This window comes from Grimontia sp. NTOU-MAR1 (genome assembly GCF_035758505.1).
GTDB lineage: Bacteria > Pseudomonadota > Gammaproteobacteria > Enterobacterales > Vibrionaceae > Enterovibrio > Enterovibrio marinus.
This window is the reverse complement of record NZ_CP142108.1, coordinates 3,496,205-3,510,621: the sequence shown is the minus strand read 5'-3', so window position 1 is coordinate 3,510,621 and position 14,417 is coordinate 3,496,205. Positions and strand designations below refer to the sequence as shown.

14 protein-coding genes are annotated in these 14,417 nt (G+C 46.9%); 6 read left to right on the top strand and 8 right to left on the bottom strand.

Annotation, left to right across the window (positions count from 1 at the left end; genetic code table 11):
* Positions 1-145: 145 nt before the first annotated feature.
* Positions 146-2,053, bottom strand: a complete 1,908-nt coding sequence (htpG, locus tag VP504_RS16315; protein WP_325892081.1) for a molecular chaperone HtpG — start codon at positions 2,051-2,053, stop codon at positions 146-148.
* Positions 2,054-2,273: 220 nt separating this feature from the next.
* Here htpG and VP504_RS16310 point away from each other — a divergent pair, with 220 nt between their 5' ends.
* Positions 2,274-3,152: a transcriptional regulator gene (locus VP504_RS16310; protein WP_325892079.1), complete on the top strand. Its 879-nt coding sequence runs from the start codon at positions 2,274-2,276 to the stop codon at positions 3,150-3,152.
* Positions 3,143-3,697 carry a regulatory protein ToxS gene (locus tag VP504_RS16305; RefSeq protein ID WP_325892078.1) on the top strand — a complete coding sequence of 185 codons (555 nt, stop codon included), beginning with the start codon at positions 3,143-3,145 and terminating at the stop codon, positions 3,695-3,697. Before VP504_RS16310 ends, VP504_RS16305 begins: the two co-directional genes overlap by 10 nt.
* Positions 3,698-3,744: 47 nt before the next feature.
* On the opposite strand, the gene recR is transcribed toward VP504_RS16305, so the two are convergent.
* The 5 genes from recR to VP504_RS16280 form a co-directional block, all read right to left on the bottom strand.
* Complete coding sequence (gene recR, locus VP504_RS16300; RefSeq protein WP_325892077.1) at positions 3,745-4,347, bottom strand: recombination mediator RecR; 603 nt, start codon at positions 4,345-4,347, stop codon at positions 3,745-3,747.
* 2 nt (positions 4,348-4,349) lie between these two features.
* Positions 4,350-4,679 carry a YbaB/EbfC family nucleoid-associated protein gene (locus VP504_RS16295; protein ID WP_002539630.1) on the bottom strand — a complete coding sequence of 110 codons (330 nt, stop codon included), beginning with the start codon at positions 4,677-4,679 and terminating at the stop codon, positions 4,350-4,352.
* 56 nt (positions 4,680-4,735) lie between these two features.
* Complete coding sequence (gene dnaX / locus VP504_RS16290; protein WP_325892076.1) at positions 4,736-6,886, bottom strand: DNA polymerase III subunit gamma/tau; 2,151 nt, start codon at positions 6,884-6,886, stop codon at positions 4,736-4,738.
* A 105-nt stretch (positions 6,887-6,991) separates the two neighbouring features.
* Positions 6,992-7,537, bottom strand: a complete 546-nt coding sequence (gene apt, locus VP504_RS16285; protein ID WP_325892075.1) for an adenine phosphoribosyltransferase — start codon at positions 7,535-7,537, stop codon at positions 6,992-6,994.
* A gap of 102 nt (positions 7,538-7,639) precedes the next feature.
* The gene (locus tag VP504_RS16280) at positions 7,640-8,038 is read right to left on the bottom strand and encodes a YbaN family protein (RefSeq protein WP_325892074.1); all 399 of its coding nucleotides are present in this window, start codon (positions 8,036-8,038) and stop codon (positions 7,640-7,642) included.
* A gap of 315 nt (positions 8,039-8,353) precedes the next feature.
* Here VP504_RS16280 and VP504_RS16275 point away from each other — a divergent pair, with 315 nt between their 5' ends.
* On the top strand, positions 8,354-8,701 hold the full coding sequence (locus VP504_RS16275) for a hypothetical protein (RefSeq protein ID WP_062704810.1): 348 nt from the start codon (positions 8,354-8,356) through the stop codon (positions 8,699-8,701).
* Between the two features lie 22 nt (positions 8,702-8,723).
* Here VP504_RS16275 and VP504_RS16270 read toward each other — a convergent pair whose 3' ends face one another.
* Both VP504_RS16270 and VP504_RS16265 read right to left on the bottom strand, forming a co-directional pair.
* A complete protein-coding gene (locus tag VP504_RS16270) occupies positions 8,724-9,359 on the bottom strand; it encodes a YccT family protein (RefSeq protein WP_325892073.1) in 636 nt (211 codons plus the stop codon).
* A 78-nt stretch (positions 9,360-9,437) separates the two neighbouring features.
* The gene (locus VP504_RS16265) at positions 9,438-10,463 is read right to left on the bottom strand and encodes a porin (RefSeq protein WP_325892072.1); all 1,026 of its coding nucleotides are present in this window, start codon (positions 10,461-10,463) and stop codon (positions 9,438-9,440) included.
* Between the two features lie 516 nt (positions 10,464-10,979).
* Here VP504_RS16265 and dinG point away from each other — a divergent pair.
* Genes dinG through priC form a run of 3 tightly spaced genes read left to right on the top strand, consistent with a single transcriptional unit; the run spans position 10,980 to position 14,414 of the window.
* Positions 10,980-13,055 (top strand): ATP-dependent DNA helicase DinG, encoded by a 2,076-nt coding sequence (gene dinG, locus VP504_RS16260; RefSeq protein WP_325892071.1) that lies wholly within the window; start codon positions 10,980-10,982, stop codon positions 13,053-13,055.
* Positions 13,056-13,069: 14 nt separating this feature from the next.
* A complete protein-coding gene (locus VP504_RS16255) occupies positions 13,070-13,843 on the top strand; it encodes a sulfite exporter TauE/SafE family protein (RefSeq protein ID WP_325892070.1) in 774 nt (257 codons plus the stop codon).
* Positions 13,844-13,865: 22 nt separating this feature from the next.
* Positions 13,866-14,414: a primosomal replication protein PriC gene (gene priC, locus VP504_RS16250; RefSeq protein ID WP_062704800.1), complete on the top strand. Its 549-nt coding sequence runs from the start codon at positions 13,866-13,868 to the stop codon at positions 14,412-14,414.
* Positions 14,415-14,417 lie beyond the last annotated feature (3 nt).

Here is a 14,417-nt window from a genome sequence, read left to right as displayed (position 1 = left end):
TTGGTTACTTCGTTCAACAGCCCCTAATGTCCGCTGACCTTACGCAAAAGAAAACGTGACAAATCACAAAATCGTTTAGGTATGACTAAGCCCAGCAATCCCGCTGGGCTCGTCTTATTAATAACGATCTTGAATCGTTATGCAATTAGCCTTTAGTCAGAAGTTGGTTTACCGCACTCAAGAATTGTGACGGATCATCCATCGAGCCGCGCTCTGCAAGCATTGCCTGTCCCAACAACATTTCAACCCAACGGCCGAACACTTCTTCGTCCGCTTCGTCAGCCATTTGCTTCACAAGAGTGTGCTCTGGGTTCATTTCAAAGATGTACTTCACTTCTGGCGCTTCCTGACCAGCTGCGGCCAATAGCTTCGCCATTTGTGTTCCCATTTCAAACTGGTCGGTTACTACCACTGCTGGCGTACCTGACAGTTTAAAGGTCGGGCGAACATCTTTCACACGGTCACCGAGATACGCTTTGGTGCGGTCTACTACAGACGCAAACTCTTTCTCAGTTTCTTCACGTTTCTCTTTCTCAGCGTCATCTTCAAACTTGCTGAGATCCAAATCTGCTTTGGTGATCGCCTGGAACTGCTTGCCATCAAACTCAGGTAGATAGCTCATCAGCCATTCATCGATGCGATCGTACATCAGGACCACTTCAATACCCTTCGCTTTAAACTGCTCTAGGTGAGGGCTGTTCTTCGCCGCTTGGTAAGAATCTGCTGTCAGATAGTAAATCTTGTCCTGCTCTTCTTTCATTCGTGACACATAGTCAGCCAGAGAAACGGTTTGCTCGCTGTTGTCTGTTTCTGTTGACGCAAAGCGCAGCAGACCCGCGACTTTCTCTCTGTTTGAGAAGTCTTCTGCTGGCCCTTCTTTCAACACCAAACCAAATTCTTTCCAGAAGCCTTGGTATTTTTCTGCATCATTATTTGCAAGGCGTTCAAGCATGGTCAGAACACGCTTGGTACAAGCACTGCGAAGAGATTGCGTGACCTTGTTATCTTGCAGGATTTCGCGGGAAACGTTCAATGGCAGATCGTTAGAGTCAATCAAACCACGGACAAAACGCAGGTAACTAGGCATAAACTGCGACGCATCGTCCATGATGAATACGCGTTGTACATATAGCTTTAAGCCATGTTTGTGGTCGCGGTTGAACATATCCCAAGGCGCTTTTGAAGGAATGTACAACAGGCTGGTGTAGTCGTTTTTACCTTCTACGCGATTGTGGCTCCACTGGAGAGGATCAGCAAAGTCATGGGACAGATGTTTATAGAACTCGTTGTATTCCTCATCAGAAATATCTGACTTTGAACGGGTCCATAGCGCCTGAGCTTTATTGACCTTTTCCCATTTACCCTCGCCAGTTTCGTTGCCTTCTTCGTCACGTTCCTGCTCCCACATTTCAACTGGGATGCCAATATGGTCGGAGTATTTACCAATTACGTCACGTAAACGCCACTCGTCTAGAAACTCTTTATCTTCTTCACGCAGGTGAAGGGTAATCGTGGTGCCACGCGTTTCTTTTTCAATGCCTTCAATGGTGTATTCACCTTCACCGGCGGATTCCCACTGAACACCTTCAGAGGCATCAGTGCCCGCAGCGCGGGTTGCAACAGTGACTTTGTCTGCGACGATAAATGCGGAGTAGAAGCCTACACCGAACTGCCCAATTAATTGGCTGTCTTTCGATTGGTCATCTGAAAGTTGTTTGAAGAAGTCTGCTGTACCGGATTTTGCAATGGTACCCAGATTATCAATAACCTCATCACGGCTCATACCAATACCGTTGTCATCAACGGTCAATGTGCCGGCTTCTTTGTCCACACTCAGACGGACACGAAGATCACCATCATTTTCATAAAGTGCGGAATCAGAGAGCGCCTTGAAGCGCAGTTTGTCCGAAGCATCCGAAGCGTTAGAGATCAGTTCACGTAGGAAGATCTCTTTGTTGGAATAGAGTGAGTGGATCATCAAGTGCAGCAGTTGCTTCACTTCAGATTGGAAACCACGTGTTTCCTTGCTTTGTAGAGTCGCTTGATCGCTCATTTTAACCCCAAACTAAATGTATTTTTGGTTTAATCACTTCCTGTAAATATGGTCACGATTTTCCAATTCAAGGGCAGATAAGGAATTTTTGATTTCTTGAGCTATTTTTCGCACTTCAGGTATAATCGTCTTTATTTTTAGCCAATTTAGGCGCTATTCACCTCTAAGTTCGAGGTTAACCCGCCAAACTTTTCAAGATTCGCGCAGGTAAGTAAATCGAATGTTAAATAAATCGAACCGTTACCTTCTGGGAGAGCGTTTTGTTTTTTCTCCCAGCGACAGTTCTTTGATCGATCTTTATGAAAATGATGACTTGATCCGACTGGGCAGTAACGAGTGCCGAGTATTGATGGTTCTCATCGAAGAACCCCACGCCATTGTCACCCGAAACCGAATTCACGACTTTGTTTGGCGCAAGCAAGGTTTCGAAGTGGATGATTCCAGCCTGACACAGTCCATTTCCACCCTGAGAAAAGGCCTGAAAGATTCCACAAAAAGCCCAATGTTTGTGAAAACGGTTCCAAAGCGCGGATATCAAGTTGTTTGTTCCGTTGAGCTCTACAACGATCAGGAAGTTGATTTGCCGAAACCTCCCACTCCAATCGTTGAGGAAGAATCAACAGAAGCGGAAATCAGTGCGAGCGAAGTCAAAAGCGAAGAGCCTGAAGCCTTGGCAGAAACAACAGCTTCGGTGCCACAGCCAGAACTCGTGGTCGCCCCTCCAACACCAGTCGCGCTCAAAGTGCCTTTGGGTTCATGGGTAGCTTTTGTCCTAGCACTTTTGGTGCCTTTAGCTTTCTATGTGGCCTCTACCCCTAAATCAGAAGCATTCCGTGAAATCCTGAAGGTGGAGAACGTACCCGTTTACATCCCAGTCACCAATGCCCGTATTACGCAGTGGCAACCCATGGTTCAACGATGTGTGGAAAAATACATCGGCTTTTACCGTCAGGAACGGGACCTGGAAGAAGTCATCGTCACGGGTGGACAGGATAATCAGATTTCGCTGAACTATATCCACAGTGCAAAAGATGCAGATGACAATATCACTTACGTTCTGCTGACCAGCCAAGAGGGGAGTGCTGCACTATGTCGATAAGTCACCACGCACCAAGACGCCGAGATCAGATCAAGCGGTTTGGCCCATTTGTGCTCTTGTTAGTCTCTTTCGTTTCCAGCTTATGGGTATTTCTCGGCGAAGACATGCGCACCTCAAACTTGCTGCTTTCTAAAGAGTGGAAGTCTCGGACGATTAACCATATCGAAGAGTCTCAGTACCGCGAAGTGACTGGCCTGACGGCAACGGAACAACAAAGTAATATGGTATTTTTGCCGAACAATACCTATTCGCGCGACACTCAAATTGTGTTAAAAAATGAAAAGCAGAATACTCAAGTGGTGATGTCGGTTTCCGAGTCAGGAGAATGGGAAATCAGCGGCGGTTATTTGAAGCTAAAGCTGGGAAACATTAAAGATGTCACAACAGGCGATACCACCGAATTCTCTGAAGAGGATTTAACACTGGTGCGTACTTTCTATCGCCTCGGTGCTGAAAAGGTACGTCGTATTGACGTATTGAATGACGGCTCACTGCTGCTTACGAGTTTAAACCACGGTTCGCTCGTGCTTTATAGTAAGTCTTGATCAAAGACACGCCGACTAAAAAGGCCGCTAAGCGGCCTTTTTGCTTTCTATCCCAAACGGTGACGTCCGATAATCGAGTGAGAAAGTGTTGTACCGTCCACCAACTCTAACTCCCCTCCCATCGGAACACCGTGTGCTATGCGACTGGCAATCACACCATGCTCGGCACAAAGCTCACTGATGTAATGTGCTGTAGCTTCACCTTCCACGGTCGGGTTGGTAGCCAGAATCAATTCAGACACTGACTCGCTGGATAACCTCTTTTCAAGCAAATCCAGACCGATGTCAGAAGGGCCTATACCATCCAGTGGTGACAAATGTCCCATAAGAACAAAGTAACGACCCGAATACTGGCCCGTTGCCTCTATGGCGGCAATGTCTGCCGGGCTTTCGACCACACAGATTTGACCGTTTTCCTGACGACGAGGATTAGCACAAATAACGCACTCTTCCTCTTCAGTGAAGGTTCTGCATTTTTCGCAATGGCCGATATCGGTCATTGCGGCAAGCAAAGCTTCGGAAAGCTTTACACCGCCTTGGCGGTTACGCTGCAGAAGGTGAAAAGCCATACGCTGTGCTGACTTAGGACCGACCCCAGGTAGACAACGCAAGGCTTCCATCAACTGCTCAAGCAATTGGCTTGTACGCATACTTAGAATGGCATTTTAAAGCCTGGTGGCATTTGCATGCCGCCAGTGACCGAAGCCATTTTCTCTTTCTGAGCTTCTTCAATGCGACGCGCTGCATCATTAAATGCCGCAGCAATCAGGTCTTCCAGCATATCTTTGTCGTCTTCCATCAAGCTGTCATCCAACTCAACGCGACGAACGCTGTGGCTGCCGGTGATAGTGACTTTTACCAAGCCTGCACCCGCTTCGCCGGTAACTTCCATGTTCGCAATTTCTTCCTGCATCTTCTGCATGCGCTCTTGCATTTGCTGCGCCTGCTTCATCAGGTTGCCCATTCCGCCTTTACCAAACATATTCTTCTCTCTATGTAGCTTTAGGCTGAGATTCGGTGAATCGCAGCCCATTAGGTTTATATAGGTCTAACGCTCTCTTCATCTATCTGCGCAGAAAAACGCTGGCAGATGAAGCGAACATTGGGATCATCGCTCAGGCTTTGGGAAGCCTGAGCCAATTTTTCTGTATAAAGTCTGTCGCGCCATTCAAGCGGTGTGGTACCTGCTTCTCCAAGCGTGACCGACAGTGTTAATGAGGTGCCCAGTTGGTTGCTCAAAGCTGCCAATAAAGCTGCCTGCGCCTTATCAGTATTCAAGTGGGCCTGTTCAGAGCGAAGGCAGAGATTAATCTGATTACCATCCAGCTCCATAGAAGCGTTGAGTGCCATCTGCTTCACCAAACGAGGTGCTTCCAACGCGCTGGCAATACGGCTCCATTCATCAAGTTCAATTGACTCTTTTTCAAGCTTATCGCGCATTTCCGGCGTGCGCTCATGTTGAAGCGCCTTTTTGATTTTGTCTGGTGTGACTGAAACGATCTTCTCTTCTGTCGTTTCTACTTTAGTTGGCTTCCAGCGATAAGCTTCATCTTGGGTGGCGGCACTTTCATTCGGCATCAATGCTTGCTGGAAAACAGCAGGATCAGCAGGCTTATGTTTTGCTGCGATACGGTCGATAACCGACAGTGCATCACCGCCGGCTGTTGCCGCACTACCCTTTTTTGGCGATTGGCCCTCTTGCTGACGAACCCGACTTCTCAACATATTGCGGGCTGCAACCAGGCTTCCTGCAGAAGAAGGCGCCGCTGACTGAGGTTGTTCGGGCGCAGCCGTTGGCTGGGCTGGGATATCATAATCTGAATGAGACTCTGTTTCCCGTTGCGCCTCCATTTCCATCGCAGCCATGTGCGCAGACATCTGAGGATCATCCTGAGCCAAGTTTGGCTGAGAATCCGGCGAATGTTGCAGTTGTGGTGGCGTCACTTCTGACTGAGCAGGAGCCGCTTTACTCACTTTTCGGCTGGCTTCTACCTGTGCTTTTAGGGTTTCCAGTCGAGCATTTGACTGGGGGACCGACGCTACTGCTTGCTTATCTGGCTCAGTCAAAGGCTCGCCAACCGCCGAAGGCTGGTACTGCTGAGACGTAACAGGCCTAAACGCCAACATACGCAGTAACACCATTTCAAGACCGGCACGACCATCCGGTGCGTAAGGCAAGTCTTGGCGTCCCTGTAGCGCTATCTGATAGAAAAGTTGCGTATCTTGCGGCGAGATGGATTGACTGAGCATTAAAATACGTTCTGCATCCGGTGATGCTTTATCAACAGACTCTGGCAAGGCCTGTGCCATGGCCACGCGATGCAACTGACCAGCAATTTCTTTTAATAGCCCGTCCCACTCAACGCCCACTTCAGCCAAATGTGTCAGACACTGCATTACATGGTTTGCATGGCCTTCTGCCAACGCCTCAAGCAGCAAAATCGCCTGATCGGTACTTAAAGTACCCAGCATCTCTGTTACCTGCCCTTCCTGCACGCTACCATTACCAAGGGCAATCGCTTGATCTGTCAGAGACAGGGCATCACGCATACTGCCTTCAGCAGCTCTCGCGATAAGGGAAAGCGCTCTGTGTTCTGCCACAACAGATTCTTGCTCAAGAACATATGCCAGTTGGTCTTTAATCTGAGTGGCATCCAAATGCTTCAAATGAAACTGCAGACAGCGCGACAGAATCGTCACAGGCAGCTTTTGCGGATCAGTAGTAGCCAACAGGAACTTTACGTACTCCGGAGGCTCTTCCAACGTTTTTAGCAACGCATTGAAGCTATGACGCGAAAGCATATGTACTTCGTCTATCAGATAGACTTTGTAACGGCCACGAGCGGGTTTGTATTGAACGTTGTCTAGAAGGTCACGGGTGTCTTCAACCTTGGTACGAGAGGCTGCATCAATCTCTAACAGATCAACAAATCTGCCTTGATCGATTTCCTGACAAGTTGAACAAACACCACAAGGCGTGGAGGTGACACCCTGTTCGCAGTTCAAGCCCTTGGCGAAGATGCGGGCGATAGTGGTTTTACCCACACCGCGCGTACCGCTGAAAAGATAGGCGTGATGCAGACGATTATGGTCGAGCGCATTCGCCAAAGCTGTCAATACATGGGATTGGCCGACCACATCGCGGAACTGGTGTGGTCTCCATTTTCTGGCTAGTACCTGATAACTCATGCGTTATAAATTCTTTCTATAGTCTTTTGCCATGCTAGCACAGACACAAAAAGAGCGCGATCTTGGCGATCACGCTCCTTTCACTTTAAGCGCTTTAACGCTCGATTAATGACCGTCAAACTGGCAGATGCTGTATACATCAATACCATTCTGTTGAAGACGCTTCTCACCACCAATTTCCGGCAGGTTGATGATAAAAGCAGCGTGAGCCACATCACCACCCAAACGGCGAATCAACTTGGTCGTTGCTTCAATCGTGCCACCCGTTGCAAGCAGGTCATCAACCATCAGAACTTTGTCACCTTCAACGATAGCATCGGTGTGGATTTCCAGCTTATCTGTACCGTATTCCAGCTCGTAGCTCTCGCTGATCACTTCGCGCGGTAGTTTTCCTGGTTTACGAACAGGAACAAAACCTACACCCAGCTCCAGAGCCAAAGGCGCTCCAAACAGGAAACCACGGGACTCAGTTCCTACGATTTTTGTGAAGCCTTGGTCTTTATATTTTTCGACAAGCAGTTCAATTGTTGCTTTGTACGCTTCCGCGTTCTCCATCAAACTGGTGATGTCACGGAACATAATGCCTGGCTTTGGGTAGTCAGGGATGGTTTTGATGCTGTCTTTGATAAATGCGATTTGATCTTGGCTCATAATGACTCACCACAGTGCGTGGCTTCCGATAATACTGGAAGTAAATGACCCCATTTTCGCCCGCTATCAAAAGCCAGCAGATGGGGAGACGAAGGGGCCATGTTATGTATTTTCTGTGGCGCGGACAACAGGTTCAATTTCGCGCAAACGGTTAAACCAAAATAAAAGTGCGGCGCACATCGAAGCCAACATAATCTTATGCCAAAGTTCGGGCACGATCGCTATCGAGAGGGAAAAGCTGAGAACAATAAACAATGTCGCACGACGCTTAATTTTTTTGTCGATGGCGCGATGCTCGTTCCAGTTAGTGATGACTGGACCAAAGGTAGGATGATTATGTAACCACTTGGCTATACGAGGTGAGCCGCGCACGAAGCATGCGCTGGCGAGGAGCAAGAAAGGCGTTGTGGGTAACAACGGGAGAAAAATGCCGATGACACCTAAAAATACACAGAGCCATCCAACACTCAGCAAAAATACACGTTTTATCGATTCTTGCACTCTTCCTCCCTAAAGGGTTCTTATCTGCTTAGCATGCCAATCCAAGTGAGGGTTGCAGGCAAGGTTGGGATAAACAGTACTGCAATCATTCCCAAGAAATAAGCAAAGTTAAACGGGTCTTTGAAGTTAGCGTCCATCTTTTTACATCCTTTTAGTTCTGACTATTATCGAGCAGGCTGCAAATATAACCGTTAAATCTATGGTTAAATACCGACAAACAGCAGGGTTTATCTCTTTTTGTCTTGATATATATCAGAACAAAGACAGTCGATTTCACTACACTGTCCCGGTTACAACGCGCACCGAGACATCACAATGATTGATACAGAAACTGTAGCACAGCTACAACAAAAGCTCGCGAATGAGAAGGAAGCGGTACGCAGCAGATTAGAAGATGTACTGATTGGCTTAACGGGACTGGACGTTTCAAATGTCCCTACAGCACATCTGATTAAGCTATGTAGAAAAGAAAGAAGCACCAATTTGCATGATGATGGATTAAGACTGGAGAAAATCGACGCCGCACTTTGTGCTATTCATACAGGGCTAATTGGGCTGTGTGCGGACTGTGAGGAAGAAATAGAAGTTGGGGATATTATTTCTGACCCGGCTGAGTCGCGCTGCAGGGCTTGCCGAGAGCATAGCCGTTATCACCACGCATAAAAAAACGCCTTACGGCGTTTTTTTACTCTTGGTTAATCACCCATATACGGAATGCTTTGCGTTCTTCTCTTGACGCTTTGGTGTACCAGAGTTTGAGTTGTGCAAGTGCATCGCCAGTTAATTCCACTTTGCCTGTTTCAGAAACAGCAACGACAACCTCTTCATTGAGATCTTTAATTTCCTGACCTTCAAAGTAGATACCGTTTTTCTTATTGTACATCGCTACTGCTTTGGAAAGATCCGCGTAGGGAAGAAAACCTGAGTTGCCGGGAAGCTCATCAAGCTGGAATGGAATATCCTTCCCGTTGGCGTCCTCGATAGACCATTCTACATTGCCTTTTTCAAAGGCTTTTTCTGCTTTGATGTATTTACGGAAACGTTCAATCGAAATCGAAAGACTCTTTCCAGTATTTGTAAACTGGAAAACATAAGGTTTTGATTCAAAAAACTTGGTGTTAGAGCCATCGCTTAAGATGGACTTATAGCGAACAACTAATTGATTGCCTCCATCCACTAAATTGAGCCTATCACCACTGTCAGCATCTACTTCCTTTCCGTTCAAAACATACGCTTGCAGATCTGTGCCAATTTCAATTTCGGTCGCTACAACGACAGAGCTACAAACGAATAAGGCACTATACGCGACTAACCGTCTCATTAATTTCCCTCATCCTGATATAAAAAGAGCTGCCACATAAGGGCAGCTCAAATAATGCTTTTATAGATATCAGTTAAATTAGAATTTAACTTCCATACCTACTAGGAAACCAGTTGCATCGTCAGATTTCGCGTTTTCCTCTTTGGTCTCAGCCCAACCTAGTTCTACGTAGGTTTTAACGTTGCTGTGCATCTTGTAAGTAGCATTGGCGTAGATGTTGCTGCCGTCAGATTTGTCGTCGTTTTCACCGAAGTTATAACCCAAGTAGTATTGGAAATCACCAACACCGTAACCAGCAAGCAGCTCTACATAATGGCCAGAGTGGGCTTTGTTTTGAACACCACCGTTTTTCTCTTCAAAATCGGTGTAAGAAGCACCTACAGTGAACGCTTCAACATTATATACAGCGCTAACTTGGAAAGCATCTGTCTCTATCTTGTTGCCTTTGGTACCATTATTGGTGTCAGTTTTCTCACCTGTAACAAAATATGCTGACAGATCTACACCGGCAAAAGACGCACCTACACCTGCATCAGTGTGTGATGCTTCAGTAACTTTTACGTCACGAACCAAGGTGCCGCCTACGTCTTTGAAAGTTTCTTCTTCAGCACCGCTTTGCTTGAGGTTGTGTGCAACGCCAAACCAAAAAGCATCACCTTCATACTCGTACTTGATTACATCATTACCGCTAGCTGGAAGGCTGCCATTTACACCCTTAAGACCAAGTTCGATGTCTTCGTTGATGTTAGCGCTATCCCATAAAGTATACATACGACCAGCGGTCAACTGGCCGAAATCGCCTTTAAAACCAGCCCACAATTCGGTGTTATTTACTGAGCCGCCTTCGTTTTCAAAGTCAAAGTAACCCAGAGCAGTCAAGCTATCATTAACTGCCACATCGATACCAAAATTTAGCTCACCGTCGTCTAGGCGAACATCCAAATCTACGTCTTCTTTGTCGAATTCATAGCCTTGGATGATTTGTACTTCTGCAGCACCACCGATAGAAACAGTCACACCGTCTTGATCGTAAACAGTTGCTGCATTTACTGCACCAGCAGCCAGCAGAGCTGGTACTGCCATCGCTAAGATAGTCTTTTTCATGTTAATCCACTGCCTTTTCTTTATTAGATTGGAATTCCTGTTCCAGGATCCCTTTTATTTTGTATTTGTCACAACGTCACTACAACGCCGTTACAAATACGCTTAAACTTCGAAACTTAGAGTGCAGAGAAATCTAAAATCTGTCAAATCAACCAAAATCAACATCAAAAAATAAAAATTGCTTTCAAATACATAAGGTTAAAATATCAACCTTGAGCAAGGTCACGAAAACTAAATAGCATTGTCAAATTTATGTAAAGTTGATCGCAAAGCCTAATCAGAGCAAAAAACCAAATGGGTTTAATTTTAAATAAAAATTTAGAATATTATTCTACATTCAGGCAATCTATGCAGTGAATGGCATTCCCTTTGGATTTCATAGTGATAGCTAATATTAGTTCAATTGATATTCGTGATCTATGTCTCATAATTCAGAATGGATGATCGAATACTTGAACTCTTTCACATTCTCCACACGTGATATACTGCGGTTCTACAACCCAAATTGTGACAATCATGCTTAGCCCATCAACTAAAAAAGACATCCGCTCCAGCTACGAGAATTTGAAAGCGCAATTACAGAATTTTATTCCACGAAAAGCACAAAATTACCTCGTAGCAGAAATCGCCAAAACCCTTGCAGGGGAATACAACCCCAAAAGACGCATTCTGGTGGCGGAAGCGGGAACAGGTATCGGTAAGTCAATGGCTTACCTGATGGGATCCATTTGCTACGCCCTCAACAATAATAAAAAGGTGGTGGTTTCCACTGCCACTGTGGCTCTACAGGAGCAGTTAATAGAAAAGGACCTCCCCCTTTTTCGCTGTGTCGTTCCCCGAGAATTCAGCTTTGTCCTAGCAAAAGGCCGACAGCGTTATTGCTGTGGCGAAAAGTTAGCCGCTGCAGCTAGTGCAGAAGGGCATGGGCAGCAAGCGCTATTTACGGAGAAACGGAAGAAAGCCGATCTCGACATGGTTAATACCATGTATAGCGCATACTCCCGCGGCAAATGGAATGGTGACAGAGATGCCTGGCCCAAAACGATTCCAGATCACCTCTGGCAAACTATTGTGTCCGACAAACATACCTGCCACTCAGGGTTGACCACTCACCGCAACTGCCCTTTTGCAAAAGCCAGAGAGCATCTGGATAAAGCAGATGTTGTTGTTGCTAACCACAGTTTATTGATGGCGGACTTAGAGCTTGGTGGCGGTGTTATCCTGCCCGAGCCAGAACATGCTCTTTATATGATCGACGAAGCGCACCACTTGCCCACCGTTGCGCGCGACTTTTCTGCTGCGTCCGCCAGCTTGGTTGGCGCAGCATCCTGGCTGGAAAAACTCAATCAAAGCGCATCTAAGATTGCCAATGGCGGCGACATCAAACGCAGTGGCCGTTTTTTAGATGCCTTGCAGTCAGGAATCCAAGTGCTTATTCCCGGGCTTCGAGGCATCCGCGATATGCTGATTGGGTTCCCACTTAATAATGATGGTATTTATCGCTTTGCAGATGGCGAATTGCCAGACGCCTTGCATCTCGAATCTAAAGAAATGCAAAAAGCAGCAAAAAAAGCTAATCAATCACTAGCAAAGCTTCATGACCTTATCTCAGAACGGGTAAAAGATGGCGAACTCGCATCCCGACTTGCCGACCCACTTCTTGCCGAATCCGCCTTCTTCTTACAGCGTTTGGAAAACCTTGAAAAAGTGTGGACCTTAATGGCACAACCTAATTCGGACAAAGGAGCGCCAATGGCAAGGTGGATTCAAAAATGTTCCGAGCGCGAATCCGACCTTATTGTTCATGTGTCACCGCTGGAAATCGGTTGGCGCTTAGACCAATTGCTTTGGTCACGAGCAGCCGGAGTCTGCTTGCTGTCCGCTACGTTACGCGCATTGAACTCATTTACTTACTTTTGCCGTCAGGTGGGATTAGACGAAAACGATGGCACCACCTTTCTCGCCCTGCCCTCGCCGTTTAATTACCAGGAAAACGCGCGTCTAGTTGTTCCCGCCATGCCTTGCGAACCGCAAGACGAGAAATTCACAAGCCATCTTCCCGGTATATTGATGGAATACATCGAAGGAGAAACAGCAACCCTAGTACTGTTTTCCTCCTACTGGCAGATGAATCAGGTTGCGGAGAAAATGCGTGCTGATATCAAAAAGCTTGGCTGGCATCTTCATGTGCAGGGAGAAGCGTCACGTTCATCTATATTAGATGCGCACCGCAAGTGTTGTGAGAAAGGGCGGGTCAGCATCCTTTTCGGGACGGGCAGTTTTTCAGAAGGCCTCGATTTACCCGGAGAGCAGCTGACCAACCTTATTATCACCAAAATTCCGTTTGCCGTACCTACTTCACCCGTTGAAGAAGCTCATGCTGAGTATCTAGAGCGAAAAGGTGGCAATGCATTCCTCCAGATCTCTGTGCCGGAAGCCAGTAAAAAGCTTGTTCAATCAGCAGGTAGACTGCTGCGCAAAGAACAGGACTCTGGTAGAGTCGTTTTGCTAGACAGACGGGTTGTCACAAGGCGTTATGGGAAAGCCTTGTTGGATTCATTGCCTCCCTTTAAGCGTGTTATCGAACACTAAGTAGAAAAATAAAAATGCTCGAACTTCTGGATCCCAATACCCTCATTATTTTGGGAATGGTGGCACTTGCGGCAGGTTTTATCGACGCTGTTGCCGGTGGTGGTGGCATGTTAATGGTTCCTGCCTTGCTTTCCATTGGTTTGCCCCCGCATATCGCGTTAGGAACCAATAAGCTGTCAGCAACGTTTGCATCATCAACAGCAGCGTTTACCTATTACCGGAAAAAGCTGTTTTCACCTTCTTTTTGGATTCATTCCTTTATCGCCACTTTCATTGGTGCCATTTTGGGTACTTTGGTTGTGGACTATATTTCCACCGAGTGGCTCGAAAAAGCCTTGCCACTTGTCGTGCTGGCAACCGCCGCCTACACCATTTGGCATCGCCAACCAAAAGCAGAGAATCACAATCTGCCGAAGGATGAACCTCACTTAAAAGAAAAACAGTGGGGTCAAGGGCTCACCTTAGGATTCTATGATGGGGTTGCAGGGCCCGGAACCGGCGCGTTCTGGACCGTGTCTTCTATGTCGACGTATAAAATGAATATTCTGCTTTCGTCAGGTCTGGCCAAAGCAATGAACTTCGTTAGCAACATCACATCACTCGTTACCTTTATCATTTTGGGTCATGTGAACTGGACGCTTGGGCTGACTATGGGTATGTGCCTGATGGTAGGTGCTTACATCGGCGCACATTCTGCTATTAAGTTTGGCGCTAAGTTTATTCGCCCTGTGTTTGTTACTGTGGTTGTAGTTCTATCCGTTAAACTGGCCATCGACGCTTGGCTTTAAAACCCAATAGGTATTAATAGCTATGGATTTATCATCCCTCAGAACCGAGCTTCAAACGCTGGCAAACCGAGCCGCGGAGATCGACCGTAAGCGCGGTGAGAGTGCAAAGCCGTTGTTCGATGAACGCCTATTCTCCTGTCTCGCTAAGCTGCTTACGCCTTGTGTGTCGGAAGCAAAAAGTGTCGTTGATACCCTTGAACGCGAGCAGGCAAGCGGACGCCTTTCAGCGATGCGTGCCGAGCACCTATGCGAAAAGCTGGTTAATCAAATCGGTGCGCTTCAGAGAGAAATGGCAACACTGTCTATTCGACAGCAAGAAAAAGCCATGACGCCAAAAAGTGGAGCTTCTATCAGCCAGCTCTATCAGGATCTAGCACGGCATCAAGGGTGGGAAAGAAGGCTGGAAGATATGGTACGTGATGCAGAAGCAAAGCTTGGACAGTACGCCAGCTTTACCGAACAGCAACAAGCCCAGAAGCAGTTGCTCGCAATTGAAAAGCGTCTCTCTCGCTGTCGTGAGGCCAGACAAAAAATCGAATCCCGTATTTCTTTCCGTGAGCGTAAAGGCTGAAGT

What these genes read in the sequence shown, in the direction of transcription:
- dinG (WP_325892071.1), top strand. Translation starts at nt 10,980, where the DNA reads ATGCTTAGCCCATCAACTAAAAAAGACATCCGCTCCAGCTACGAGAAT.
- VP504_RS16310 (WP_325892079.1), top strand. Translation starts at nt 2,274, where the DNA reads ATGTTAAATAAATCGAACCGTTACCTTCTGGGAGAGCGTTTTGTTTTT.
- recR (WP_325892077.1), bottom strand. Translation starts at nt 4,347, where the DNA reads ATGCGTACAAGCCAATTGCTTGAGCAGTTGATGGAAGCCTTGCGTTGT.
- VP504_RS16295 (WP_002539630.1), bottom strand. Translation starts at nt 4,679, where the DNA reads ATGTTTGGTAAAGGCGGAATGGGCAACCTGATGAAGCAGGCGCAGCAA.
- priC (WP_062704800.1), top strand. Translation starts at nt 13,866, where the DNA reads ATGGATTTATCATCCCTCAGAACCGAGCTTCAAACGCTGGCAAACCGA.
- apt (WP_325892075.1), bottom strand. Translation starts at nt 7,537, where the DNA reads ATGAGCCAAGATCAAATCGCATTTATCAAAGACAGCATCAAAACCATC.
- dnaX (WP_325892076.1), bottom strand. Translation starts at nt 6,886, where the DNA reads ATGAGTTATCAGGTACTAGCCAGAAAATGGAGACCACACCAGTTCCGC.
- htpG (WP_325892081.1), bottom strand. Translation starts at nt 2,053, where the DNA reads ATGAGCGATCAAGCGACTCTACAAAGCAAGGAAACACGTGGTTTCCAA.
- VP504_RS16305 (WP_325892078.1), top strand. Translation starts at nt 3,143, where the DNA reads ATGTCGATAAGTCACCACGCACCAAGACGCCGAGATCAGATCAAGCGG.
- VP504_RS16275 (WP_062704810.1), top strand. Translation starts at nt 8,354, where the DNA reads ATGATTGATACAGAAACTGTAGCACAGCTACAACAAAAGCTCGCGAAT.
- VP504_RS16265 (WP_325892072.1), bottom strand. Translation starts at nt 10,463, where the DNA reads ATGAAAAAGACTATCTTAGCGATGGCAGTACCAGCTCTGCTGGCTGCT.
- VP504_RS16255 (WP_325892070.1), top strand. Translation starts at nt 13,070, where the DNA reads ATGCTCGAACTTCTGGATCCCAATACCCTCATTATTTTGGGAATGGTG.
- VP504_RS16270 (WP_325892073.1), bottom strand. Translation starts at nt 9,359, where the DNA reads ATGAGACGGTTAGTCGCGTATAGTGCCTTATTCGTTTGTAGCTCTGTC.